This window comes from Roseburia faecis (assembly GCF_001406815.1).
Taxonomy (GTDB): Bacteria; Bacillota; Clostridia; order Lachnospirales; family Lachnospiraceae; genus Roseburia; species Roseburia faecis.
In genome coordinates, this window is record NZ_CVRR01000019.1 from 161,925 (window position 1) to 186,018 (window position 24,094).

General features: G+C 40.7%; 30 protein-coding genes. 23 read left to right on the forward strand and 7 right to left on the reverse strand.

The annotated features are described in order from the left end of the window. Positions 1–34 precede the first annotated feature (34 nt). The 11 genes from radC (at position 35) to M72_RS07920 (ending at position 10,085) form a co-directional block, all read left to right on the forward strand. Entirely contained in the window at positions 35–706 is a 672-nt protein-coding gene (radC, locus tag M72_RS07870; RefSeq protein WP_242853274.1) for a RadC family protein, read from the forward strand. 21 nt (positions 707–727) lie between these two features. After that, on the forward strand, positions 728–1,744 hold the full coding sequence (locus M72_RS07875) for a rod shape-determining protein (protein WP_055067825.1): 1,017 nt from the start codon (positions 728–730) through the stop codon (positions 1,742–1,744). A gap of 22 nt (positions 1,745–1,766) precedes the next feature. Beyond that, positions 1,767–2,714: a rod shape-determining protein MreC gene (gene mreC / locus M72_RS07880; protein ID WP_055067826.1), complete on the forward strand. Its 948-nt coding sequence runs from the start codon at positions 1,767–1,769 to the stop codon at positions 2,712–2,714. Between the two features lie 3 nt (positions 2,715–2,717). After that, on the forward strand, positions 2,718–3,239 hold the full coding sequence (mreD, locus tag M72_RS07885) for a rod shape-determining protein MreD (protein ID WP_055067827.1): 522 nt from the start codon (positions 2,718–2,720) through the stop codon (positions 3,237–3,239). After that, positions 3,229–6,036 carry a penicillin-binding transpeptidase domain-containing protein gene (locus M72_RS07890; protein ID WP_055067828.1) on the forward strand — a complete coding sequence of 936 codons (2,808 nt, stop codon included), beginning with the start codon at positions 3,229–3,231 and terminating at the stop codon, positions 6,034–6,036. The genes mreD and M72_RS07890 overlap by 11 nt, the downstream gene beginning before the upstream one ends. A 40-nt stretch (positions 6,037–6,076) precedes the next feature. Continuing rightward, the gene (minD, locus tag M72_RS07895) at positions 6,077–6,886 is read left to right on the forward strand and encodes a septum site-determining protein MinD (RefSeq protein WP_022047033.1); all 810 of its coding nucleotides are present in this window, start codon (positions 6,077–6,079) and stop codon (positions 6,884–6,886) included. Beyond that, complete coding sequence (locus tag M72_RS07900; protein WP_022047032.1) at positions 6,876–7,094, forward strand: cell division topological specificity factor MinE; 219 nt, start codon at positions 6,876–6,878, stop codon at positions 7,092–7,094. The genes minD and M72_RS07900 overlap by 11 nt, the downstream gene beginning before the upstream one ends. 1 nt (position 7,095) lies before the next feature. Then, positions 7,096–8,205, forward strand: a complete 1,110-nt coding sequence (locus tag M72_RS07905) for an FtsW/RodA/SpoVE family cell cycle protein (RefSeq protein ID WP_055067829.1) — start codon at positions 7,096–7,098, stop codon at positions 8,203–8,205. A 13-nt stretch (positions 8,206–8,218) separates the two neighbouring features. Continuing rightward, complete coding sequence (locus M72_RS07910; RefSeq protein WP_022047030.1) at positions 8,219–8,614, forward strand: methylglyoxal synthase; 396 nt, start codon at positions 8,219–8,221, stop codon at positions 8,612–8,614. Positions 8,615–8,669: 55 nt separating this feature from the next. Continuing rightward, the gene (locus tag M72_RS07915) at positions 8,670–9,575 is read left to right on the forward strand and encodes a D-alanyl-D-alanine carboxypeptidase family protein (RefSeq protein WP_055067830.1); all 906 of its coding nucleotides are present in this window, start codon (positions 8,670–8,672) and stop codon (positions 9,573–9,575) included. 87 nt (positions 9,576–9,662) lie between these two features. Continuing rightward, on the forward strand, positions 9,663–10,085 hold the full coding sequence (locus tag M72_RS07920) for a hypothetical protein (RefSeq protein WP_022047028.1): 423 nt from the start codon (positions 9,663–9,665) through the stop codon (positions 10,083–10,085). Between the two features lie 63 nt (positions 10,086–10,148). Here M72_RS07920 and M72_RS07925 read toward each other — a convergent pair whose 3' ends face one another. Continuing rightward, complete coding sequence (locus M72_RS07925) at positions 10,149–10,355, reverse strand: DUF378 domain-containing protein (RefSeq protein ID WP_022047027.1); 207 nt, start codon at positions 10,353–10,355, stop codon at positions 10,149–10,151. A gap of 128 nt (positions 10,356–10,483) precedes the next feature. Here M72_RS07925 and M72_RS07930 point away from each other — a divergent pair, with 128 nt between their 5' ends. From M72_RS07930 to M72_RS07980, 11 genes are all read left to right on the forward strand, one after another. Beyond that, positions 10,484–11,875 (forward strand): biotin/lipoyl attachment domain-containing protein, encoded by a 1,392-nt coding sequence (locus tag M72_RS07930; protein ID WP_261291804.1) that lies wholly within the window; start codon positions 10,484–10,486, stop codon positions 11,873–11,875. 13 nt (positions 11,876–11,888) lie between these two features. Then, the gene (locus M72_RS07935) at positions 11,889–12,587 is read left to right on the forward strand and encodes a YggS family pyridoxal phosphate-dependent enzyme (RefSeq protein ID WP_243275875.1); all 699 of its coding nucleotides are present in this window, start codon (positions 11,889–11,891) and stop codon (positions 12,585–12,587) included. An 11-nt stretch (positions 12,588–12,598) separates the two neighbouring features. Then, positions 12,599–13,129, forward strand: coding sequence for a cell division protein SepF (locus tag M72_RS07940; protein WP_055067831.1), 531 nt, complete (start codon positions 12,599–12,601; stop codon positions 13,127–13,129). A gap of 4 nt (positions 13,130–13,133) precedes the next feature. Then, positions 13,134–13,886 carry a YlmH family RNA-binding protein gene (locus M72_RS07945; RefSeq protein WP_055067832.1) on the forward strand — a complete coding sequence of 251 codons (753 nt, stop codon included), beginning with the start codon at positions 13,134–13,136 and terminating at the stop codon, positions 13,884–13,886. Between the two features lie 10 nt (positions 13,887–13,896). Next, entirely contained in the window at positions 13,897–14,475 is a 579-nt protein-coding gene (locus M72_RS07950; protein WP_055067833.1) for a signal peptidase II, read from the forward strand. Position 14,476: 1 nt separating this feature from the next. Next, entirely contained in the window at positions 14,477–15,421 is a 945-nt protein-coding gene (locus tag M72_RS07955; RefSeq protein WP_055067834.1) for an RluA family pseudouridine synthase, read from the forward strand. 67 nt (positions 15,422–15,488) lie between these two features. After that, a complete protein-coding gene (locus tag M72_RS07960) occupies positions 15,489–16,118 on the forward strand; it encodes a cytidylate kinase-like family protein (protein ID WP_055067835.1) in 630 nt (209 codons plus the stop codon). Between the two features lie 98 nt (positions 16,119–16,216). After that, a complete protein-coding gene (dtd, locus tag M72_RS07965) occupies positions 16,217–16,666 on the forward strand; it encodes a D-aminoacyl-tRNA deacylase (RefSeq protein WP_055067836.1) in 450 nt (149 codons plus the stop codon). 147 nt (positions 16,667–16,813) lie between these two features. Beyond that, the gene (locus tag M72_RS07970; RefSeq protein WP_055067837.1) at positions 16,814–17,542 is read left to right on the forward strand and encodes a tRNA 2-thiocytidine biosynthesis TtcA family protein; all 729 of its coding nucleotides are present in this window, start codon (positions 16,814–16,816) and stop codon (positions 17,540–17,542) included. Next, positions 17,529–18,584: a tyrosine-type recombinase/integrase gene (locus M72_RS07975; RefSeq protein WP_055067838.1), complete on the forward strand. Its 1,056-nt coding sequence runs from the start codon at positions 17,529–17,531 to the stop codon at positions 18,582–18,584. Before M72_RS07970 ends, M72_RS07975 begins: the two co-directional genes overlap by 14 nt. Positions 18,585–18,675: 91 nt before the next feature. Continuing rightward, the gene (locus tag M72_RS07980; RefSeq protein ID WP_055067839.1) at positions 18,676–19,053 is read left to right on the forward strand and encodes a PH domain-containing protein; all 378 of its coding nucleotides are present in this window, start codon (positions 18,676–18,678) and stop codon (positions 19,051–19,053) included. Positions 19,054–19,103: 50 nt separating this feature from the next. On the opposite strand, the gene M72_RS07985 is transcribed toward M72_RS07980, so the two are convergent. From M72_RS07985 to lexA, 3 genes are all read right to left on the reverse strand, one after another. Beyond that, a complete protein-coding gene (locus tag M72_RS07985; RefSeq protein WP_055067840.1) occupies positions 19,104–19,829 on the reverse strand; it encodes a lysophospholipid acyltransferase family protein in 726 nt (241 codons plus the stop codon). A gap of 211 nt (positions 19,830–20,040) precedes the next feature. Next, a complete protein-coding gene (locus M72_RS07990; protein ID WP_055067841.1) occupies positions 20,041–21,054 on the reverse strand; it encodes a hypothetical protein in 1,014 nt (337 codons plus the stop codon). Positions 21,055–21,212: 158 nt separating this feature from the next. Further along, positions 21,213–21,830 (reverse strand): transcriptional repressor LexA, encoded by a 618-nt coding sequence (gene lexA, locus M72_RS07995; RefSeq protein WP_022046548.1) that lies wholly within the window; start codon positions 21,828–21,830, stop codon positions 21,213–21,215. Positions 21,831–22,008: 178 nt separating this feature from the next. Here lexA and M72_RS08000 point away from each other — a divergent pair, with 178 nt between their 5' ends. After that, complete coding sequence (locus M72_RS08000) at positions 22,009–22,389, forward strand: LysM peptidoglycan-binding domain-containing protein (RefSeq protein ID WP_022046549.1); 381 nt, start codon at positions 22,009–22,011, stop codon at positions 22,387–22,389. A gap of 170 nt (positions 22,390–22,559) precedes the next feature. Here M72_RS08000 and rsfS read toward each other — a convergent pair whose 3' ends face one another. From rsfS to nadD, 3 genes are read right to left on the reverse strand one after another with little or no spacing between them, the layout of a single operon-like run. Continuing rightward, positions 22,560–22,898, reverse strand: coding sequence for a ribosome silencing factor (rsfS, locus tag M72_RS08005; protein ID WP_022046550.1), 339 nt, complete (start codon positions 22,896–22,898; stop codon positions 22,560–22,562). Next, complete coding sequence (gene yqeK / locus M72_RS08010; protein ID WP_055067842.1) at positions 22,886–23,473, reverse strand: bis(5'-nucleosyl)-tetraphosphatase (symmetrical) YqeK; 588 nt, start codon at positions 23,471–23,473, stop codon at positions 22,886–22,888. The genes rsfS and yqeK overlap by 13 nt, the downstream gene beginning before the upstream one ends. Before the next feature lie 18 nt (positions 23,474–23,491). Further along, entirely contained in the window at positions 23,492–24,094 is a 603-nt protein-coding gene (nadD, locus tag M72_RS08015; protein WP_055067843.1) for a nicotinate (nicotinamide) nucleotide adenylyltransferase, read from the reverse strand.

A 24,094-nucleotide genomic window follows, 5' to 3' on the forward strand; every position in this document is an offset into this window, starting at 1 on the left:
AAGTAGAAAGGAACCTGTTTTGAGTCACATTTCAATGAAAAACCTGCCGGAATCGGAACGGCCTTACGAACGTTTTCAGATTCTTGGAGCAGAGGCGCTGTCGGATGCAGAGCTTCTTGCAATTATATTAAAGACAGGAACAAAGGATTATACGGCTTTGGATCTTGCGCGTGATCTTTTGTCGGAGTGTCAGGGAAATCTTTTGAATCTGTATGAAATCGGATATGAACAGCTTTTAGAACGCAGGGGCATTGGCCCGGTCAAGGCAACACAGCTGAAAGCAATTGCGGAGCTTTCCAAGCGCATTGCCAGAACCGGACGCGGATATCATTTATCCATGAACTGTCCGTCTTCCATCGCCGATTATTATATGGAAGAACTCCGGCACCGCAGGGAAGAGGCCTTTATGGCAGCTTTCTTTGATTCCAAATGCAAATTTTTAGGAGACAGTGTGATCGCAACCGGGAGCATCAGTTATGCATATGTTTCTCCCATGGAACTGTTTCGCAAAGCACTGCTTCGAAATGCTGTTATGATCGTTATCCTGCACAATCATCCGAGTGGAGACCCAACTCCAAGCACAGAAGACAAAAAGCTTACCGAACAGATTCGGGCAGGCGCCTCGGTGTTGGGATTAACTCTTGCTGATCATATCGTAATCGGAGATCAGCAGTATTTCAGTTTTCGCGAAAATAAATTGTTATAACACAAGAAAAGGGAGAAGACAATGAGTAACAATATTTATGGTATTGACTTCGGTACATGTAATTTTAAAGTATTCAGTAAATCCAGTGGAAAAGTGATATCTGAAAAAAACACCATTGCCATTATCAACAAAACGCAGATTTATGCGTATGGTGATGATGCCTATGCAATGTATGAAAAAGCACCGGAAAGCATCAACGTTACGTTTCCGGTTTCTACGGGAGTGATCGCAGATTACAATTTTCTGCAGACCATGATTTTTGATTATATTGAGAAAAAATTAAAAGGAAGAGTAAAGAATGCAGAATTTCTTGTCGCAGTACCGACAGACATTACCGATGTAGAAAAACGTGCATTCTTTGAACTTTTTTATAAAAGCAAATTTCGTCCGAAAAACGTTATGCTCTGTGAAAAACCACTTGCAGATGCCGTTGGACTTGGAATTGATGTAAATCAGCCTACCGGAGTCATGGTCGTGGATATGGGAGCAGACACGATCGAAATTTCTGTTATTTCTCTCGGAGGACTTGTACTCAGTGATCTGATGCATTTCGGGTCCAATCGTCTCGATGAGTCTATCATCAGCTATATCCGCAGGGAATTTAACCTTGTGATCGGAAAGAAAACCGCCAAAGCATTAAAAGAAGAGCTTGGAAGCGGACTTCCGGGAAGACAGGAAACGATGACCGTTGTTGGTCTGGATGTCGTAAGCGGTCTTCCGGTGGAACGTGAAATTACCGCAGAGGTTGTCTATGAAGCAATCAGAGCAAATCTTGAATCGATCTGTTCGTCTATCAAACTGATTCTGGAGAAAACACCACCGGAACTTGCCAGGGATATTATCTATGCAGGTATTTATATCACAGGCGGCGGATCAAAAATCAAAGATCTTGACCAGTTGTTTACACAGATTACAAATATTAAAGTAAATACCTGTGAGAATCCGGAAGAGAGCGCAGTCCGCGGTCTTTCAAAGATTGCTACGGACTCCAAATATAAACGGATTCCATTCAGCATGAAAAATACTACGTTAAAGTAAGAAACAAGGATTCGAGGATTTTATGAAAAAATTTCGCAGTTTTCGCAATAAGAAAAAGCATCTTTCAAGTAAATATATTTTGCTGATCCTTACCGGCGTGTGTATTGTTGCTCTGTTTACGAGTCTGGTATTTAATCTTTCCGGAGGTCCTTTAAATTCAGTTGCCGGATATGTATTTGTTCCGATGCAGAAGGGAATCAACAATGCCGGTTCCTGGATTTCAGGAAAAGCAAATGACTTTAAAACACTTGGAGAAGTTTTAAAAGAAAACAAAAAGCTTCAAAATCAGGTAGACGATCTGACCAATCAGTTAAACGTCACAAAGCTCGAACAATACGAACTGGACAATTACCGGGAACTTCTGGATCTGGATGATAAATATTCCGGATATCAGAAGGTCGCAGCAAATGTGATCGCCATGGACGGAACCAACTGGTTTTCAAGTTTTACGATTGACAAAGGTTTCAAAGAAGGCATCAAAAAAGGCATGAACGTCATTGCCGGAAGCGGTCTGGTCGGAATCGTCACAGACGTCGGTCCGAATTTTGCCAAGGTGCGAAGCATCATCGATGATTCCAGTAATGTAAGTTCCATGGTTCTGACCACAAAAGATAATTTCAATGTCGGTGGCAGCTTAAAGTCCATGAATCAGGATAAAGTGTTACCATTTACAGAACTCCGGGATGAAGATGATAAGGTAAAGGTCGGCGATCCGGTCGTGACTTCTTATGTGTCGGATCAGTATCAGGAAGGAATTCTGATTGGATACATTGCCTCCATTGAAAAAAATGCAAATAACCTGACAAAATCGGGAACCATTACGCCGGTCGTTGATTTCCAGCATCTGCGGGAGGTGCTTGTCATTACGACACTCAAAGACACCGGAGAAAAGGAACTGTCTTCCCAGAAGGCATCCGATACTCAGACAGAAACACAGGACAATACCGAAACACAAAAATCACAGGAGTAGGAAATGCGTAGAAAAATTGTGCTTTTTATTATTATAGCAATCTGTTTTCTCTTACAGACAACCGTTTTTCGAGCTTTGACATTTGCCAATATCGGTCCGAATCTGCTGATTATTGTGGTGTCTTCTTTTGGACTCATGCGTGGGAAAAAAGAAGGGCTGTGGGTTGGATTCTTTTGTGGATTGCTTATCGACATATTTTTTGGGTTTTATCTCGGAGGATATGCTTTACTTTATATGTACATCGGTTACATCAACGGATTGTTCAAAAAAAGATTTTACCCGGATGATATTAAGCTTCCGATGATTCTGATCGGCTCGAGTGATATCGTAAATAACCTGATGATCTATATCGTTATGTTTTTTATGCGCAGCCGGTTTTCTTTCTGGTATTATTTTACATCCGTCATACTGCCGGAATTTGTTTATACCATGGTGATAACCATCTTTTTGTATTTTATTCTTCTCAAGATTAATCAGAAACTTGAGGAACACGAGAAAAGGAGAGCTATAAAATTTGAGTTATGATATCAAAGATTTTCTGAAGAAATTTTTCAGTTCGCGCCTTTTTGTGCTTGCTGCGGTATTTATCGTATTTTTCGGAATTATCCTTGCAAGAATCTTTACCCTTCAGGTCGTCAACGGAAAGTCTTATCAGGAAAACTTTTCTTTAAAGATTCAGATGAAGCAGCCGATCAATGCGGCACGTGGAAATATATATGACAAAAACGGAAAGCTTCTGGCTTACAATGAACTTGCATATTCCATTTCCATCAATGACAGTACAACCTATTCAAGCACAAAAGAAAAAAACAAGGCTGTCAATGCAGAACTTGCAGAGATTCTTACGGTTTTAAAGAATAATGGTGAAACGCTGAATAATGATTTCAAAATTGACCGGAAAAAAGACGGTACATACAGCTTTAATGTATCCGGTTCCTCGCTGAACCGTTTTCGTGCGGATGTTTTCGGAAAAGGCTCTGCCGATGATCTTGAATATGACAAGGAGACCGGAATCGATGAGGCAAATGCAACCGCAGAACAGATTATGGAATATCTGATGGGAAAAGACAACTTTGGCATCAGCTCGAAATACGATGGGGATCTGGCATACCGTATCGTTGTTGTTCGTTATGCCATGCTTGGAAACCGCTTTGCAAGATACAAGGAAGTAAAAATCGCAACCGATGTATCGGACAAGACCGTTGCTTATGTAAATGAGCACATGGACACACTAAGCGGCATTTCCGTCAACGAAGACATGATCCGGAAATACAACTACAGTGAATATTTTTCATCGATCATCGGATACACCGGACCGATTTCGGAATCGGAGTATACGGCACTGCACAAAAAGAATAAAGATTATACCCAGAATGACACCGTCGGAAAAGCCGGGATGGAGCAGCATTACGAGACCTATCTGCGTGGGAAAAACGGAGAGCAGAAATTTTATATTGATAATGTAGGAAGAATTTCCGAAATTATCAGCAGCACCGATTCTGTAGCCGGAGATGACCTGTATCTGAGTATCGACGCAGATCTGCAGAAAGCTATCTATCTGGCATTGCAGAATGAGATTGCGGCGATTGTGTATTCCAATATCAAATCGGGCGAAATTCCGATCAACGATGTGTATACGGCTCTGATTGGCAACAGTGTCATCAACACAGAGCATTTTTCAAAAGCGAAAGCCTCTGACACGGAAAAAAGTGTGTTAAGTGTTTTTAAATCCCGGCAGAAGACAACGCTTGGCAAAATAAAACAGGAACTGACCAGTTCACCGGAAGCACTGAATACAATGTCGGATGAAGTGCTGGATGAATTTACTTACATCATTTCCATGTTAAAAGACGATCAGGTACTCTTAAAAAATGAGATTGATACCAGTGATTCTGTTTACCAGAAATGGAAAGACCAGAAAATCAGCCCGAAAGAGTATTTAAATTACTGTATCACACAGCACTGGATTGATATCAGTCAGCTGAATGTCGATGAAAAATATGCGGACTCAACGGAAGTATATGATGCATTATGTAAATATATTTTAAAGAACATTAAAACCGACACGGAATTTTCCAAAATCATATACCAGTATATGATTACGCGTGGCGAAATTTCCCCGCGTCAGCTCTGCCTGATTCTGTTTGATCAGGGGGTATTGGATTATGATGATGCAACCGTAAATAAATTGAAAAACGGATCGTTGTCCCCACGGGATTTCCTTATGAAAAAGATTTATAACATTGAGATTACGCCGGCACAACTTGCGCTTGAACCATGTACCGGTTCCTGTGTGGTGACGGATGAAAAAACAGGGGAAATTCGTGCCATGGTAAGTTATCCCGGATATAACAGCAACAAACTTGCCAACGGTGTAGATTCAGAATACTTTGCATCCCTGCAGCATGATAAATCCTCCCCGCTGCTCAATTATGCGACGCAGCAGAAGACCGCACCCGGTTCCACCTTTAAGCTGGTTTCCGCAACAGCCGGTCTGGCAGAAAACGTGATTACGACATCCGACCAGATCCGGTGTACCGGAATTTATAATGACATCAGTAACAAACCAAAATGCTGGATTTATCCGGGCAGTCACGGACTTGACAATGTTTTCGAGGCAATTCGGGATTCCTGTAACGTCTTTTTCTATACGGTCGGCAACCGGCTGGCACAGAAAAAAACAGGATCTTATAATGATGCCAACGGTATTGATCTGATTCAGAAATATGCACATATCTATGGCCTGGATCAAAAAACAGGACTGGAGATTTCGGAAAGCAAATCATCTGTTGCGACAGAATATCCGGTTATGGCTGCCATTGGACAGAGTGATAACAACTATACCACCGTTGCATTGTCCCGCTATGTAACAGCCGTGGCCTCCGGCAAAAAATATAATTATCAGCTGATGAATAAAATCGTGGATGCAGATGGAAAGACGGTCAAAAAATATAAGGCCGACTATGAAGATATTTCGGACACCTTAACAAGCAGCCAGTGGGATGCCATTCATTCCGGCATGCGCGAAGTGGTTTCCACCATGGACCGCTTCCAGGGATTTGATATTCCGGTTGCCGGAAAAACCGGTACGGCACAGCAGACCGGACATGCCAATCATGGTCTGTTTGTTGGTTATGCGCCATATGATGATCCGGAAATTACCATCGCAGTACGAATTGCCAACGGTTACAGTTCGCATAATGCGGCAACCGCGGCAAGAAATGTAATTTCATATTACTATAAAGAAACATCGATGAAAGATATCAAGGAAATGAAAGCAGCCGGTGCCAACGGTAACACAGGAAACTCTGTTGCCGATTAGTCACATAGATTACAATTTAAACTAACAGGAGGTTTATTTCATGGGTGAAGCAATTGTTTTCACTTCAGGAAAAGGCGGTGTTGGCAAGACTACAACAATTGCCAACATTGGCGCAGGACTTTCACGGTTAGATAAAAAAGTCATCATGCTTGATACAGACATGGGACTTCGGAATTTGGATGTTGTAATGGGAATGGAAGATCAGATCCAGTATAATCTGATCGACCTTCTCGAAAACAAATGCCGGTTAAAACAGGCATTGATCCGGGACAAGCGTTATCCGAATCTGTTTATGATTCCCGCAGCTCTCCGCTGCAGAAAGATTATGGATTATGAGAGTAAGCTGTATACGCTGATTTCCCATTTAAAACAGGAATTTGATTTCTGTCTGATTGACTGTCCGGCAGGAATCGAAGACGGGTTTCACTTTGCCGTATCTGCAGCAGATCGTGCAGTAGTTGTTACATCTCCGCATATTTCTGCTGTGCGGGATGCAGGAAGAGTCATCTGTCTGCTGGACGGTATGCGGCTTTCACAGATTGATCTGCTGATCAATGCCTACAATGCCCGTATGGTGCGAAAACACGATATGCTTTCGCAAAAAGATGTAGAAGATATTTTAGGACTTTCGGCAATCGGTGTAATTCCTGCCGATGAAAGAATTGTCGTAAGCCAGAATAAGGGAATACCTGTACTTTCCATGCACACAAAGGCCACCCGTGCATTTATGACCGCCGCAAGAGCATTCGCAAATCCACGTGTGATTCCGGTGGATCTGAATAAAGAAGATCCCTGCATCCGGCAGGGAAAAATATATCTGGGCGGAAAGGAATGTGAGTATGAAGGTTAATCGTTTTTCCCACAGACAGGACGGTTCCGGACCAATTGCCCGTGAACGTCTGAAATTAATGGCAGAATCCGCACCGTTTGAACATTCACCTGCTGCAGCAAGGCGAATGAAAAAGGAAATTTCGGATATTATTTCAAGGTATTTTGAATTTTCTCCGGATGACTATGAGATAAGAGTTGTTTTGAAACAAAACAGGAAAAGAGCTTAAGATGTTAAAACAATACAAACTTAGAAATTATCATTTTCAATTGGTGGTCAGTATACTGGTTTTAAATATTATCGGTATCCTGATCATTGGAAGTGCCAAACATTCTGTACAGAAAATGCAGATCTTAGGATGTATCATCGGTATGGTGGCGATGGTCATTGTATCCTTGATGGATTATTCCTTTATTCTGAGATTTACCTGGTTGTATTATATCGGAATCATTGTCCTGCTTGGTCTGGTTATGACAGGTATTGGTGACAGTGCCGGTGGAGCACAGCGCTGGATTGATTTTGGAGGTTTTCGTTTTCAGCCTTCCGAGCTGGCAAAAATCGTGCTGATTTTATTTTTCGCACGCTTTTTTTCCAAACATGCAGAGAACCTGAACACGGTAAAAACCATAGGTCTTTCTTTTGTCCTGATCGGAATTCCCCTGCTTTTGATTGTAACGCAGCCGGATACTTCAACTTCCATCGCAATTGCATTAATTTTTATTAGCCTCTTGTTTATTGCCGGATTAAGTTATAAAATAGTATTAACCGTTTTGGGAATCTGTATTCCGACAGGATTGATAGGAATTACCGTTATACTTCGTATGGCACAATCCTCGGGAGATTACCGTTTCGGTCGAATTATGGCATGGTTATATCCACAGGACCCCAGATGGTCGGATATCGCAGCACAGCAGCAAAATTCTATTATGGCAATTGGATCAGGCCAGTTATGGGGGAAAGGTCTGAACAATTCCGCGGCCACATCCATGAAAAATGCGAATTATATCATTGAGCCACAGACAGATTTCATCTTCGCTGTTGCCGGTGAGGAACTCGGTTTTATAGGTACCATGGTAATTGTCCTTTTATTGCTGTTTATTGTGATAGAATGTATTCTGATCGCCCGGAAGGCAAAGGATCTCGCAGGAAGACTGATCTGTTGCGGCATGGCTGCACTGATTGGATTTCAGAGTATTTTTAATATTTTTGTTGCCACCGGTCTGATGCCGAATACAGGAATTCCGCTTCCATTTGTAAGTTACGGATTGACTTCTTTGCTTTCTTTGTATTTGGGAATGGGGTTTGTATTAAATGTTGGATTACAGCCGAAAAAATATTAGGGGGAATTGTTTAATGAATATTGGACTTGTAGCACATGACTCAAAAAAGAAATTAATGCAGAATTTCTGTATTGCATATCGTGGAATTCTGGCAAAAAACCAGTTGTTTGCAACCGGAACAACCGGACGTCTGATCGAGGAGGTTGCCAACCTCCAGATACATAAATATCTCGCAGGACATCTGGGAGGTTCCCAGCAGCTTGGTGCACAGATCGAGCACAATGAAATTGATCTCGTAATCTTTCTGCGTGATCCTCTGAAACCAAAGTCACATGAGCCGGATGTCAACAGCATTGTGCGGCTTTGTGATGAGCACAATATCCCGCTTGCAACCAATCTTGCCACAGCGGAGCTTTTGATTAAATCTTTGGATAGAGGAGACCTTGACTGGCGTGAAATGTACAAATAGAACTCATCATTTAAAAATAAAACTGCTATGTATTTCTTGCATAGCAGCTCTTTTTATGAACGGATGCGGAACCGGTAAGACCGCGGATATCCAGAATCCATACTCCCTGACGGGAGATAATTCTTCCGTCAGCAACCAGTTTTTTGCAAGAAATCTGTGTGTGACAGACGATATTAATTTTGGCACGGATCAGGTTCATGCAGATTATGCCGAAGGAGCTGGTGTTTTTGATCTGACAACCAAAGAAGTACTGTACAGCCAGAACCTTTTCGAAAAACTGTATCCGGCAAGTACCACAAAAATTCTGACAGCCTATATCATTATCCGTAACTGTGATCTGGATGATAAAGTAACGGTCAGCGCGGATGCCATTGCAAATATGGCGGATTCTTCCAAATGCGGACTTGCTGCCGGAGATGTACTTACTGTCCGGGATTTACTGTACGGACTGCTACTTGTCAGTGGAAATGATGCGGCAAATGTCCTTGCCGAATATTATTCCGGGTCAATTGACAAATTTGCAGAGGAAATGAATCGCGAAGCAAAAGCCCTAGGAGCAACACAGAGCCATTTTGTCAATGCAAACGGTCTGCCGGATGATGATCACTACACAACGATTTACGATATGTATCTGATCTTTCAGGCAGCAATTCAGACGCAGGATTTTATTGATATCATACATACCCAAAGTTATGATGCCGCTTATCAGAATGCATCCGGTAATGCCGTGACACAAACATGGGAAAGTACAAACCGTTATCTGAACGGTCAGACAACCGAACCGGAAGATATTACCGTAATCGGTGGAAAAACCGGTACCACAAACGCAGCGGGATACTGTCTTGTTTTGTATTCAAAGAATAAAAAAGGTGATGATATTGTCAGTATCGTTTACAAGGGAAAAACACGTTCTGATATGTATACGCTGATGAATCAGATTCTTTCCACGTTTGCGAATTAATGATTGTATTTCCTGTGCAAATATACTATAATTATGGTTATAAAGAACCGTTTTTTGTGACTTTTTATATTTGCAGGAGGAAGTGCCATGATTGAAATCATTTGTGGGGAAAAGGGAAAAGGAAAGACCAAGGAACTTTTAGAAAAAGTCAATCACACCGTCAGTACCGTTACCGGGAGTGTTGTTTATCTTGACAAAAGCCAGAAACATATGTATGAGTTAAACAATAAAGTCCGTCTGATCAATGTAGTGGATTATCCAATTACAAACTGTGATGAATTTTTAGGGTTTATCTGTGGGATTGTATCCCAGGATCACGATCTGGAAGAAATGTATCTGGACAGTTTTCTTACCATTGCATTCATTGAATCCGATCAGGACATGGTAAGGGCGATTGAAAAATTGGATATTATCAGCGAAAAATACAAAGTCCGTTTTATTTTAAGTGTTTCTAAAAACAAAGCGGATCTGCCGGAATATGCACAGGCGAAAGTAACGGTTTCGCTCTAAGAGATCCCGGTTTACGGAAGATGGGAGTGCTTCTTATTGAGAACACTCCCATCTTTTTTGTGTCTAATCCTCCAGAGAGGAACGGATTCTTCCGTAAAAGCTGATCAGATATAATCCGCTGAGTCCTACCAGCGCATATATGACACGCGTCAGCCAGGTCCCGTTTCCAAAGATAAAGGAAACCAGATTAAACTGGAAAAATCCAATCAGTCCCCATACAATACATCCAATTACTGCTAATGTTAAAAGGCAGTTATCAAGCCATTTCATTCTTCTTACCTCCATTTTTTATCCATAGTATGGAACAAAAAATTAAAATTATACACATTTCTTCTGATGATTGTATTTGCAGTTTGAAAATGGTAAGATAGAAGTATCAATCAGAGAGGTGGACTTTTTTGGCACGCAAACAGAATGTTGTACGAATGCATCATGGTCTGAATTTAAATATCGGAATCGTGATTTTTGTAATTATAATTATCTATGTCATCTTTAACCTTATATCGTATCTGACTTCCAGCCCGGTTGCTGAATACGAAGTGGGGCAGGGAACCATTGCAACAAACCATGTTTATCACGGACTGATTCTGCGCGATGAGACGGTTGTCTATGCAGGACAGAGCGGTTATATCAATTACTATCTGAAAAACGGAGCAAAAGCCTCCGTCAATGATGTGGTCTATTCCATTGATACCAGCGGAGAACTTTCCCGACAGATTTCAGATGTCGCATCCAATGGCGACACCCTTGACACCGAAACACTGAATGAAGTTTCCTCTGAACTGGATGTTTTCCGGAATTCTTATGACTCCAACACGTTTTCTTCGGTTTATACATTCAAAAACGAACTCAATGCACAGCTGACACAGACCCTCAGTATGAATGCCCTCAGTTCTTTAAATGAAGATGTGAAAGCCGCTGTAGAAAACAATACGTTTTACAAAAAGAAGTCAGAAAAACCTGGAATTATCGTATATTACACGGACGGCTATGAAAGTGTCACCACAGACAACTTTACTTCTGGTCAGTTTAACATGGCAGATTACAAAAGAAATTCTCTGGATGATCAGGAACAGGTCACGGCAAATACTCCTGCCTACAAACGGATTGACAGTGAAAAATGGAATATTCTGTTGCCAGTATCAGAGGATATGGCAGAACAGCTAAAAGATAATGAGTATATTAAAATCCGTTTCTGCAAGGATGATTTTACACTGACAGTTCCTTATTCCCTGACCAAAAAAGACGGAAGTTATTATGTAAACCTGAGTTTAAAAACGGCAATGATCCGTTATGTAAATGATCGTTTCGTCGATGTGGAACTTGTCGTATCTGAAAAAACCGGTCTGAAAATTCCGAATTCGGCCATTACAAAAAAACAGTTTTATACGGTTCCAAAAGAGTATTTTACACAGGGAGGCGATTCATCCGTTCCCGGACTTATGATAGAAAACCATGCTGGAGATACCGGTTCGGTAACACTGGTTCAGCCAACCATATACTACGAAACGGATGATTTTTACTATATTGATGATGAAACCGTTTCTGCCGGCGATGTTGTGGTAAAAAACAATTCTTCCGGGACGTATACCATCGGCAGTGATGTGGACAAGCTCACCGGTGTTTATAATATCAACAAAGGATATGCCGTATTTAAACAAATTGATATTCTTACACAAAACAATAAATATACCATCGTTGATACAGGCACTTCCTACGGAGTCGCCCTGTATGACCATATTGCCTTAGACGGCAGTAAAATAAAAGAAAACCAGCTGGTTGTAAAATAAAAGGAGTGTATACATGATGGATTTACAGGAAAACCTGCAACAGGTAGAAGCAAATATATGCAAAGCATGCGAAAACGCAGGAAGAAAACGCAGTGATGTGACATTGATCGCTGTCAGCAAAACCAAGCCAATCGAAATGCTTCAGACAGTATATGATCTGGGGCCGCGTGATTTTGGAGAGAATAAAGTTCAGGAAATGTGTGAGAAAATGGAAGTTCTTCCAAAAGATATCCGCTGGCATATGATCGGACATCTGCAGACGAACAAAGTGAAATATATCATTGGAAAGACAGAACTCATCCATTCGGTGGACAGTCTGCATCTGGCAAAAGAAATTGAAAAACAAGCTGCAAAACAAAACGTAACCGTCTCGATTCTTGTCGAGGTCAATATTGCAGAAGAGGAGAGTAAATTTGGTATTCATAAGGAAGAAACCATTTCCCTTATCCGCCAGATTGCCGCTTTGCCGCATATTCAAATCCTTGGGCTGATGACGATTGCACCATTCGTGGAAAATCCGGAAGACAACCGCACTTACTTCCGGCAGATTCGCCAATTATCTGTTGACATTGACGCACAAAACATAGATAATGTACGTATGGATATTTTGTCCATGGGAATGACCGGAGATTATATGGTTGCAATTGAAGAAGGTGCAACCATGGTTCGTGTTGGAACCGGAATTTTCGGCGAAAGACATTATCAAAAATAAGGTGGTAAAAAATGAGTATTATTGATAAATTTCTCGATGTCATGCGTTTAAATGATGATGATTACGAATTTGATAACGAAGATTACGATTACGATGAAGAAGAGGATTATGAGGTAAAAGAAAAAAAACCTTCCCGTAGAGAACGCAAAAAAGAAGAGGAACAGCAACAGACCGCAGCAACTTTTGATATTTCCGAAAAGCAGAGGCAGAAGCAGCAGAATAAAATTACACCAATCAACCGAAACCGCCGACAGGGACAACCGGGAATGGAAGTATGTGTGATCAAGCCAACTACCATTGAAGATGAGATTGAAATAACAGAAACCTTATTAAATGGACGTACCGTTGTAATCAACATGGAAGGACTCAGTGTAGATATTGCACAGCGGATCATCGATTTTACTTCCGGTGCTACCTTTGCCATGCATGGAAATCTACAGAAGATCTCCAATTACATCTTCCTTGCAACTCCAAATGGTGTTGACATTTCCGGAGATATTCAGGGACTTATGGAATCTTTTGATTTACCAGGATTAAATTAATAATATGAACGAACAGGAATTATGCCGGAAGCGTCTTTTGGATCTTTCCAGACAGGCGGACCGGAAAGGAATTGTATTATTCAGTGATTTTTTAAATTTAAATGAACAGAATATTTTTCATAGTCTGCAGAAGGAACTGTATACTACAGCAGAACTATCCGGTGGCTATGAGCAGGCAGAGCGTCAGATGGTTGCATTTATCCCTGATGCTCTTTGTTATGAATGGTCTTATCCGTTTGTTTGTATCCATGCGGTTCCCCAGTATCCAAAATATGCGGAAAAACTTACGCATCGCGATGTACTGGGGGCACTGATGCATCTTGGACTGGACCGGAGTAAAATCGGAGATATTGTTGTGCTGGAAAATGACATTTATATCTTTTGTTCAGAAACCATCTCCAGTTTTATTATGGATCAGTTTACGCAGATCCGCCATACCATGATCCGGAGTTCGATTATCGAAGATGTCAGTACCCTTAAAGTCCATCCCGTTTTTGAGGAACACGATGATATGGTTGCTTCTAACCGCATTGATGCCATTATTGCGCGGGCATATCATTTATCCCGGTCGGAAGCTGCCGCATATCTTACCGCTGAGAAAGTTTTCATTAATGGACGTTGCATTACAAACTGCAATCAATCCTGTGACAACGGAGATATTGTTTCGGTTCGCCAAAAAGGGCGTTTTGTTTTTGAAACCGACCAGTCTCTCAGCAAAAAAGGAAAACTTCGCGTCCGGTTTATGATTTATAAGTAAGGAGAGAACAATGAATCAGAGAAAGACAAAAAAATATATGGGATACAGCGGTCTGCTTGTTATTCTTTTAATTGCCATCGACCAGTTTACCAAATGGCTTGCCTATACCCATCTGTACCAGAAACCGGATGTGTCTGTGATTGATGGGGTATTCCAGTTAAAATATCTCGAGAATGACAGTGCTGCATTTAGTCTGGATCCGGTTTCTATTCTGCAGCGGATTTTTCATTTTACTTATTTTGACAGCCATCCGGAAGCTTTTTTGATGGCAAAAATGATCTTTTTTGCCGTACTGACCATCGTTGTGCTTGTTTTACTGGCTATTGTGTATCAACGAATTCCATTGAACCGCCGTTTTCTTCCGCTGAATATCATAGCCGTCGGAATCTTTGCAGGGGCGGCAGGAAACCTGATTGACCGTGTAATACATCACTATGTCATTGATTTCTTTTATTTCAGCCTGATCAATTTTCCGATTTTTAATGTCGCAGATATTTATGTAACACTTTCTGCAGTCGCATTGATCATTGCTGTGCTTTTTTATTACAAGGAAGAAGATTTTTCTTTGATTTTCACTGGAAAACTGTAAGATGAAAAGGAGTCCTAAAACCGTGCAGGAAGAATCATTTGAAGTACAGTACACACAGGAAGGGGAGCGTCTGGATAAAGTTCTTTCCGAAATTTATCCGGATTTCTCCCGTTCTTTTTTTCAAAAACTTATCAAAAACAAACAAATTCAGGTAAACGGGGCAGTTCAAAAGGCCAGTTATCCGGTACATACAGAAGATCTCATACGTGTCACCATTCCGGATGCTGTCGAAACGACCATTGAACCGGAAAACATTCCGTTGGACATTCTGTATGAAGACAATGATGTCCTGATTGTGAATAAACCCAAAGGGATGGTTGTACATCCATCGGCAGGACATTATTCCGGAACACTGGTAAATGCTATCATGTATCACTGCAAAGATTCATTAAGCGGCATCAACGGACAGATACGTCCGGGAATTGTTCATCGTATTGATATGGATACCACCGGTTCCCTGATTGTATGCAAAAATGATGAAAGCCACATAAACATTGCAGAGCAGATCAAAGAACATACCGTCAAACGCATCTATGTTGGCATAGTCTGTGGAAATGTAACCGAAGACGAGGGAACCATCGAAGGCGCAATTGGAAGGCATCCGGTTGACCGAAAAAAAATGGCCATCAATGAGAAAAACGGGAAACCGGCAATCACCCATTATAAAGTTCTTGAACGTTTTGGAAATTATACTTATATGCAGTTCCGGCTTGAAACCGGGCGAACTCACCAGATCCGTGTACATATGGCAAGCATCGGGCATCCGTTACTTGGAGATACTCTGTATTCCAGTGGCAGATCACCATTTAAACATCTGCAGGGGCAGACGCTCCACGCAAAAACAATAGGATTCGTTCATCCAAAAAGTGGAGAATATATGGAATTTTCTGCTCCGTTGCCGGAATATTTTGATAATTTACTAAAATTGTTGAAATCCAGATCCTGAATGTTGTATAATATGTATATACTTTAAGAGATTACTTAAAGAATTTATGACATCGGAGGTAACGGGTATGGGTAATCATATTTATACAATCGGAAGAGAACTTGGAAGTGGTGGATACACAGTTGCAAAACTTTTAGCAGAACGTCTTGGAATCAGGCTATATGATAAAGAGCTTTTGGCACAGGCAGCGAAAGATTCTGGCTTTTGCGAAGAAATTTTCGAAAATCATGATGAACGTCCAACCAATAGTTTTTTGTATTCCCTGGTAATGGATACATATACCGGTGGAAATTATTCTGCAGCACCGTTTTTGGATATGCCGCTTAACCACAAGGTATTTTTAGCGCAATTTGATACCATAAAAAAGATTGCATCCGAGGAGTCCTGTGTAATTGTCGGCCGCTGTGCAGATTACGCACTGGCTTCTAATCCGGACTGTCTGAGCATCTTTGTACATGCAGATATGGACGATCGTATCAGGCGTGTCAGCAAACGTGAGGATGTCACGGAATCAAAAGCCAAAGATATGATCCAGAAAAGAGATAAGCAGCGTTCCAGCTATTATAATTATTACACCTGTAAGAAATGGGGAGACTCCAGAAGCTATGATCTGACACTTAACACAAGTAAGATCACACCGGAGGCGTGTGTCGACATTATTCTGGATTTTCGAAAGAAAATGGAACAGAAGAAATAAAGCAATTCAGCTCTGAAAAAAGGAACCGGTCTTAAGGTCCGGTTCCTTTTCTTGTATACTTTAAAAATCTATTGAAAATATTAAGAGGAATTAAATCCATGCGATTTGTAATACAACGTGTCACTGAAGCAACATGTGAAGTTGATCAAGAAATTACCGGACAGATAACAAACGGCTTTTGCGTCCTGATCGGAATTGCAGAAACCGATACCAAAAACATTGCCGATAAAATGATTCGAAAACTCCTTGGGATGCGCATCTTCGGTGATGAAAACGGAAAAACAAACCTGTCTTTACATGATATCGAAGGCTCCCTGTTATTAATATCACAGTTTACATTATATGCGGACTGCCGGAAGGGAAACCGTCCATCTTTTATCAAAGCCGGAAATCCGGAACTTGCAAACAATCTCTACGAATATATTATTGCAAAATGCAAAGAAGAAATTCCGGATGTACAAACCGGAATCTTTGGTGCAGATATGAAAATTTCTCTGGTAAACGATGGGCCTTTTACCATATTGCTGGATTCTGAAGATCTTGCATAATGGCTTGCAAAGGCATACGCGGAGTGATATCCTGATTTTATCAGGAGAACTATTCGTTAAACTTAGGTTTTGCGAATAGTTGCATGGATGCCGCTATTGCCGTTTCCGCGTAAGAAATGATTTATCATAAAGCAAAGGAACCATTATATGAAATTACAACAATTATACAGTTATGTCCGTCAGGCAATCGATGATTACCAGATGATTGCAGATGGTGACCAGATTGCCGTCGGCATTTCCGGAGGAAAAGATTCTCTGACACTTTTATATGCATTATCCGGATTACGCAGATTTTACCCAAAGAAATTTGAATTGGCAGCTTTGACCGTTGATCTGGGATTTGATCATTATGATCTGTCCGAAATCCGGCAGCTTTGTAAAACGCTCGATGTCGAATATCATGTAATCAAAACCAAAATTGGCGAAATTGTTTTTGAAGAGCGAAAAGAAAGTTCTCCATGCGCGCTATGTGCAAAAATGCGAAAAGGCGCATTAAATGACTATGCGAGGCAAATTGGATGCAATAAAGTTGCCTATGCGCATCACATGGACGATATCATAGAAACCATGTTTTTATCAATGTTTTATGAAGGACAGTTTTATTCGTTTGCCCCTGTCACCCATTTAGACCGCAGCGGAATCACTGTCATCCGGCCACTGATGTATGTTCCGGAAGCAAATGTCATCGGATTTCTTCATAAATATCATCTTCCCCTTGTGAAAAATCCATGTCCGGCAGATGGGGAAACCAAACGTGAATATGTCAAACAACTTGTCCGGCAGATTAATTTAGAAAACCCCGGTGTCAAAAAACGCATTTTCCATGCAATATGCACCGGCAGAATAGAAGGGTGGAATATCAATGGAAAACAATGAAAAAGCATATTACGAAAAAGTAGATATTGATAATGAATTAAAACTGCGAAAGCAGCTTGCTGCTCTTCCACCCTACTGCAAACAGTATTTTATAGCAATCGAATCCAAAACCCAGTCACGGACAAGACTTGCCTATGCCTATGATCTTTCCTGTTTTTTCGATTATCTGCACGAAAACAACCCAATTTGCAAAAAAATGAGCATTACGGAGATTCCTCTGAGTATTCTGGAAAATCTAAAACCCATGGATCTGGAAGAATATCTGTATAATTTAAAGGTATATGAAAAGGATGGTATGGCACATACCAACGAGGAACGGGGAATCAAGCGGAAACTCTCCTCTCTCCGCTCCTTTTATAAATATCTGTACAAAAATGAGTTTATACAGTCGAATCCAGCATCCAAAGTAAGTACCCCGAAAATCCACGACAAAAATATAATCAGGTTAGATGCGGATGAAGTTGCCAATCTGCTTGACGAGGTCGAATCTGGCGAAAATTTAACCAAAAAGCAGCAAATGTTCCATGACCGCACAAAAGTACGTGATTTGGCTCTTCTGACGCTTATGCTGGGGACAGGAATCCGTGTCTCGGAATGTGTCGGTCTGGATCTGGATGATGTCGATTTAAAAAACAACGGAATCAAGATCCACCGGAAAGGTGGCGCAGAAGTTGTTGTATACTTCGGAGAGGAAGTCAGAAATGCCCTGTGCGGATATATGGAAGAACGAAAACTGATCACTCCGGTTTCCGGGGATGAAAACGCACTGTTTTTATCTATGCAGAAACGAAGAATCGGAGTCCGTGCAGTAGAAAATCTCGTAAAGAAATACGCAAAACTTGTCACAAACTTAAAGAATATTACCCCACATAAACTGCGAAGCACCTATGGCACCTCTCTTTACCGGGAAACAGGTGATATTTATCTGGTTGCAGATGTCCTTGGTCATAAAGATGTCAATACAACAAAAAAACATTATGCTGCCATTGAAGAGGACAGACGCCGCAGTGCCGCAAAATATGTTCATCTTCGTGAAGACTAAACGTAAAAATCTTTTTAAAAAGGTCAAAAAAGAGGTAAAAAATTTTTAGAAAAAATAAAATTCTATGAAAATATAAGGAGGACAAAAAGAAATGGACTTATTATGGAAAGAACGAAAAAGAATCTGGTGCGGACTTCCGCTTACCTTCACTGTGTACAGTTATGACAACGAAAGATTCTATGTAAAAAGCGGTTTTTTAAATCAGCGGCAGGATGAGGTCCGTCTGTACCGCATTCAGGATCTGACCGTGACCAGATCACTGTCTCAGCGGATTTTCGGAATGGGAACCATTCTTGTAAATTCTTCCGACAAAACCCTTGGCGATTTTGAAATTAAAAATATCAAAAATGTCATGCATGTAAAAGAACAGCTCTCTGCGCTGGTTGAAATACAGCGAGATCAAAAACGGGTATATACCAGAGAAAATATCTCCGGGAATTCCGAAGCCGATCATGATGATTATATGTAATCAGAATGTAAAATTTCCTGTATCCATTGAAAAAGGATACAGGAAATTTTTTACCTGTGTGCCTGCATTTCCTGTTGTATTTTTTCTTCAATCCGGATTTTTACCAGATCGGCAATCTCCTGCGTTTTCATTCCCTTATACTCTTCGTAACAGATCGGTTTTAAATAATGCACATATGTTGTGATCGGCCCGATATGAAAACTGTTAAACACCTTATACGAATCAATCAGTGCAATAGGAACGATCGGTGCATGTGATTTTAAAGCGATCTTAAAACTTCCTGCTTTGAAATCGCATACCTTATTTTTATTGTTAAATCGGTATCCGCCCTCTGGGAAAAGAATATACTTTTTTCCGGCAGCCACCTCTTTTGCCACCTGGTTGATAATGGTGATTCCCTGCCTCGGATTATCTTTTTCCAGGCGCTTGGCCTGCACAAGATCACAGAACTCCCGTACAAGTATCGTATGTGACTTGCGTTTGTCCATCACAAAAGAACATGGAGACTTATGGGTATACATAATACCCAGCACATCATATTTGCCCTGATGGTTCGGATACATCATGTATCCTCCCTGCTTTGGCAGGTGTTCCGCACCGGTCTCCACAGTGTTAATTTTTCCCGTCTTGTTCATCAGATAAATGGCATGCTGCACGAGCGAATAACGCTGTTCTTCCGTATAGCGCTGCGGATGATCTGCTTCTGCCCGCATTCTAGGAATCATATATGGTGCACGATGCAGATTCATAAATATAACATAAAATAATTTTAACATGGTACTTGTATCCCTTATTCGGTATTCAATCATATTTTAAAGGTTTGATATATATATATATTCTAGCAAATAATACGGATTTTCTGGTTCTGCGTGTCTTGAAATGACACAAATTTTCACTGATTTTTAGAGATTTTGCTGTATTCTCTCAAAATTGCTAAATTATTCTATAATTTCAAAAAGGAACTTAAATTGCCTGGGAGACATATTCTCAATCTAATTTCATTGATTGTGGTGAATCTAAAGTGTCAAGCTCCTTAAAATAATTGGCATCTTCATTGGTAGCATACATAGCTGACTTTATACGATATAAAATGTCATCAATAGACTTAATATCTGAAACCATATATTTCTCATTCAAAAGCTCAATTAACTCTTTCTTTTGATTTTCTGTTAATTTTAATGACTGCGCAAATGTTACTAGAGCAAAGTCGGCTGTTTGCTTACTAATGCTATCCTGCTGAATGGCAATTGAATCAATCAGCAATGAAAGCGATGAGAAAGTATCTCTACCATAACTTGTAAAACTTATCTGCTGTAGCATAGAGAAAACTTCTACCTGATCAAAGTCAAGTTTCAAATTGCTGGTATAAAGATCCCGAATATACTGGTTACAATAATCAAGAAACTGACGATCAATATCTCCTTCGCGCACAATAAAAACATCTTTACATTTAAAGCCAATAACATCTATAGGCAAGGTTTTCATTCCACGCTGAACAAACAGCTTTACGGATACATTGCCATTCTCCCTGTTTATACTACCATAACTGTCTGCAATTACGGGAACCAAGCGATCTTTAGTATTTTTAATAAGACTATTTGTTTTAGCAACTCCCCTAATATTATCTTCATGAAACGATATGATCATTTCATCACCAAAAGAATTATCAGCCTTAATATATACAGATATACGATACATATTATCAACTACACAAATAAAGGATGCTTGCTTTTCTTGATCTTTTCGTCTTTCTATCATGTATGGTTGCAAATTGGACAAATATTCCTTAATATACTCAAGTGGAGATAACCCGCAATACTTGATATATTTAAACAGATGTAAATTTAAATTATTTCGATGCATTGTTTCATCTAGTTGCAAGCGATCAAGTTTTGCTAGTTTACGTAATTTCTTGCAGACCCCGACATAAGTAAGATCTACACCAATTTTTCTTGCTTCCTCCGCAGAGATTTCCCTCATTCCAAGTTCGTTTATTATCATTGTCTTCTCCTAATCAAATCATCCCTACAGTATTATGCTACAGAAAAAGTTACTTTTCTTCTCAATCACAAAAGCAACTTTAACAACCAGTGATAGCATGGTTTAAAATTTTTTTCATGATTTTTCCGGTTTTTTCATTCTGACTTGCACGCTTATTTTTACCGGAATAACCGGAAAACCCCAAACACTTTTCCGAGAATCTTACAGTCCGGAACTATGATCGGATCCATCGCATCATTTTCCGGTTGCAGCCGGATATGCCCGTCTTCTTTGTAAAAAGTCTTGACCGTTGCGGAATCATCGACTAAAGCAACAACCATTTCTCCATTCTGTGCAGTACTGCAGCGCTCCACAATGATATTGTCCCCGTCAAAAATACCTGCATTGATCATGCTCTCGCCCTTTACCTTCAGCATAAAGGACTCTGCATTTGGCATATACTCTGCAGGAATCGGGAAATAGGCATCAATATTCTCAACGGCAAGCATCGGCTGACCGGCGGCTACCTGCCCGATCATAGGGACATTCACCACTTCACGCCGTGTCAGATTGAAGTTATCATCCACGATTTCGATTGCACGCGGCTTTGTCGGATCACGACGGATATATCCGTTTTTCTCAAGTGTCTCCAGGTGGGAATGGACGGATGATGTGGACTTTAAATGGACCGCTTCACAAATGTCACGGACTGTTGGCGGATATCCTTTGTTTAAGATTTCTTTTTTTATATATTCCAGAATTTCTCTCTGTTTATCTGAGATTTTTCCATATGCCATAATGCGTTACCTCCGGGCGTATTTCTTTATGATCTTAGTTTATCATACTACAACATAGAACGCAAACGTATATTCCGAAAATTTGTTCGTATTTTCTATTGACAAACACATGTTCGCGTATTATATTTATCTCATACAAACAAATGTTCGGTTTCGGATAAAACAGGAGGAATTTATTATGAAAAGGGTATATAATGAAAAAATCTCACCTCGTGCAAATGAAAGCCTCACCCGAAGAGAACATACCGTTCAGACCCAGAAACGTGTGATTGTTCTGGTCTGTGTTCTTGTCATCTTCGCCGTTATTCTGATTGGAAACAGTATTATTACATTTGCCGGTTCCAGAGCCGAACAGCCGGTTCATAAATATTACACAAGTGTCCAATTACAAAAGGGAGATTCTTTGTGGTCTCTTGCCGATCAATATGCTGCCTCTGACCGTACCTCCCGTGCGCAGTTTATCGATGAGGTGTGCGAACTGAACGGAATCTCGGAAGATAATACACTGCACAGCGGCGAGTATCTCGTAGTTTCCTATTACTCTCCGGAAATTCGGTAGCTACTTATCTGTTCTATTAATATTTATAACCTGCTATATTATTTTGTCACAAAAAAAGAGAATAACCTTCTTCCCTTTCATATCCGTAGGAAAGAAGTTATTCTCTCACTTTTCATTTATAATCACTCTTTATAATCAATCATGTCTGTTACACAAAATACCTGTTGGAATTACATCTCAATGATCTTTCCATCTCTCCAGATGCGTTCGAGATCATAGAACAGACGGTCTTCTTTGGAAAACAGATGCACAATGATATCCTCATAGTCCATCAGAATCCATGTCGACTTATTATTTCCTTCAATCTGCTTTGCATGCAGCCCTGCTTTGTATAATGCTTCATCTACAGCATCCTGCATTGCAGTCAGCTGATTCTGGTTGTTTCCGTTTGCAATAATAAAATAATCGGCGATAGAGGAAACTCCTGTAATATCAATAACGGTTACATCCTCTGCCTTTTTATCTCTGAGCGCTTCTACGGCGGTCTTTACGATTTCTAATGTTTCCATGGCTGATCCTTTCCATACGGTTCATAAAATTGATAGGTTAACTGGGTCGTTGGGTCTACACTGCCTTTTCTCCCGCTTAAATAATGCAGCGTATCATATAAGATTTCTGCCATACACTGATTCAGATCCGAAAAGGCAATCTGTCTTATGATCGAAAGATGGGGAGCTTCACATCTTAAAGGTTCAATATAATCGGCAATGTAGATAATCTTATCCAATGTATTCATATCCGGCTCTCCGGTTGTATGCACCTTGATGGCATGAAGGATCTGCGGGTCCTTTACTCCATATGCTTCCTCTGCCAAAACCATACCTGCTTTTGCATGGAGAAGTCCTGGATTTTCACGCTCTACTTTAGAAACCAGGATATCGTTTTTTTCACAGAGAGAAATCTTTTTCTCTGTCGGGAGGCATTTGGCGCAATCATGCAGAAGTCCTGCGATCATCGCCTTCTCATAATCATATCCATATGCCATGGCAAGGCTTCCTGCCGTATACATAACCCCAAGCGTATGCTCATAGCGGTTTTTATCCAGTTCTTTTTTCAATCTCTTTTGTATTTCTTCTCGTTCCATACATTTTGCTCCACTTCTTTACGATTGATACAGATGATGCCTGCGAATATACGCAGATACTTCTTCCGGAAACGCATGTTCCGGATGTTCTCCTCTCATCAGTGCCTGGCGGATCTTTGTGGAAGACATCAAAAAACGTTCACAGGGAACGATCCGGATATCACAGGGAAATTGTTCCTGCAACAAACGGATCTTCTTCTCCAGTGCAGCGATGGTAAAAAGATCCCTCGGGATCACCAGAATGGTAGCCAGTTTGGCAATTCGTTCCGGTTGTTTCCATTGTTCAAAATAGTCCAGAGAATCTCCACCCATAATAAAGAAGAAACGATGCATCGGAAACTGTTCCGACAATTTCTCCATGGTGCGGTATGTGTAGCTTCTCTCGGCACTGTCAAGCTCCAACCGGCTGACCGTCATCCAGGGATACGGCTGTGCGGCCAGTTTACACATTTGAAACCGGTCTTTGGCATCGGTCATCCCATGCTCATCCTTATTTGGAGAGTGTCCGGCGGGAATAAGCCATACCTGATCCAGTGCATAAGATTCGTATGCACATTTTGCCATATGAAGATGTCCGTTATGAATTGGATCAAAAGACCCTCCTAATATTCCGATATTCAT

Coding starts and splice junctions, on each gene's coding strand:
- mreC (WP_055067826.1), top strand. CDS start 1,767: ATGAAAAAATTTCGCAGTTTTCGCAATAAGAAAAAGCATCTTTCAAGT.
- M72_RS07935 (WP_243275875.1), top strand. CDS start 11,889: ATGATGGATTTACAGGAAAACCTGCAACAGGTAGAAGCAAATATATGC.
- M72_RS07980 (WP_055067839.1), top strand. CDS start 18,676: ATGGACTTATTATGGAAAGAACGAAAAAGAATCTGGTGCGGACTTCCG.
- M72_RS07985 (WP_055067840.1), bottom strand. CDS start 19,829: ATGTTAAAATTATTTTATGTTATATTTATGAATCTGCATCGTGCACCA.
- M72_RS07875 (WP_055067825.1), top strand. CDS start 728: ATGAGTAACAATATTTATGGTATTGACTTCGGTACATGTAATTTTAAA.
- M72_RS07950 (WP_055067833.1), top strand. CDS start 13,897: ATGAATCAGAGAAAGACAAAAAAATATATGGGATACAGCGGTCTGCTT.
- dtd (WP_055067836.1), top strand. CDS start 16,217: ATGCGATTTGTAATACAACGTGTCACTGAAGCAACATGTGAAGTTGAT.
- M72_RS08000 (WP_022046549.1), top strand. CDS start 22,009: ATGAAAAGGGTATATAATGAAAAAATCTCACCTCGTGCAAATGAAAGC.
- yqeK (WP_055067842.1), bottom strand. CDS start 23,473: ATGGAACGAGAAGAAATACAAAAGAGATTGAAAAAAGAACTGGATAAA.
- M72_RS07900 (WP_022047032.1), top strand. CDS start 6,876: ATGAAGGTTAATCGTTTTTCCCACAGACAGGACGGTTCCGGACCAATT.
- M72_RS07910 (WP_022047030.1), top strand. CDS start 8,219: ATGAATATTGGACTTGTAGCACATGACTCAAAAAAGAAATTAATGCAG.
- nadD (WP_055067843.1), bottom strand. CDS start 24,094: ATGAATATCGGAATATTAGGAGGGTCTTTTGATCCAATTCATAACGGA.
- M72_RS07945 (WP_055067832.1), top strand. CDS start 13,134: ATGAACGAACAGGAATTATGCCGGAAGCGTCTTTTGGATCTTTCCAGA.
- radC (WP_242853274.1), top strand. CDS start 35: ATGAAAAACCTGCCGGAATCGGAACGGCCTTACGAACGTTTTCAGATT.
- M72_RS07925 (WP_022047027.1), bottom strand. CDS start 10,355: ATGAAATGGCTTGATAACTGCCTTTTAACATTAGCAGTAATTGGATGT.
- M72_RS07905 (WP_055067829.1), top strand. CDS start 7,096: ATGTTAAAACAATACAAACTTAGAAATTATCATTTTCAATTGGTGGTC.
- M72_RS07955 (WP_055067834.1), top strand. CDS start 14,477: ATGAAAAGGAGTCCTAAAACCGTGCAGGAAGAATCATTTGAAGTACAG.
- M72_RS07975 (WP_055067838.1), top strand. CDS start 17,529: ATGGAAAACAATGAAAAAGCATATTACGAAAAAGTAGATATTGATAAT.
- M72_RS07990 (WP_055067841.1), bottom strand. CDS start 21,054: ATGATAATAAACGAACTTGGAATGAGGGAAATCTCTGCGGAGGAAGCA.
- lexA (WP_022046548.1), bottom strand. CDS start 21,830: ATGGCATATGGAAAAATCTCAGATAAACAGAGAGAAATTCTGGAATAT.
- M72_RS07970 (WP_055067837.1), top strand. CDS start 16,814: ATGAAATTACAACAATTATACAGTTATGTCCGTCAGGCAATCGATGAT.
- M72_RS07915 (WP_055067830.1), top strand. CDS start 8,670: ATGAACGGATGCGGAACCGGTAAGACCGCGGATATCCAGAATCCATAC.
- rsfS (WP_022046550.1), bottom strand. CDS start 22,898: ATGGAAACATTAGAAATCGTAAAGACCGCCGTAGAAGCGCTCAGAGAT.
- M72_RS07920 (WP_022047028.1), top strand. CDS start 9,663: ATGATTGAAATCATTTGTGGGGAAAAGGGAAAAGGAAAGACCAAGGAA.
- M72_RS07960 (WP_055067835.1), top strand. CDS start 15,489: ATGGGTAATCATATTTATACAATCGGAAGAGAACTTGGAAGTGGTGGA.
- M72_RS07940 (WP_055067831.1), top strand. CDS start 12,599: ATGAGTATTATTGATAAATTTCTCGATGTCATGCGTTTAAATGATGAT.
- minD (WP_022047033.1), top strand. CDS start 6,077: ATGGGTGAAGCAATTGTTTTCACTTCAGGAAAAGGCGGTGTTGGCAAG.
- mreD (WP_055067827.1), top strand. CDS start 2,718: ATGCGTAGAAAAATTGTGCTTTTTATTATTATAGCAATCTGTTTTCTC.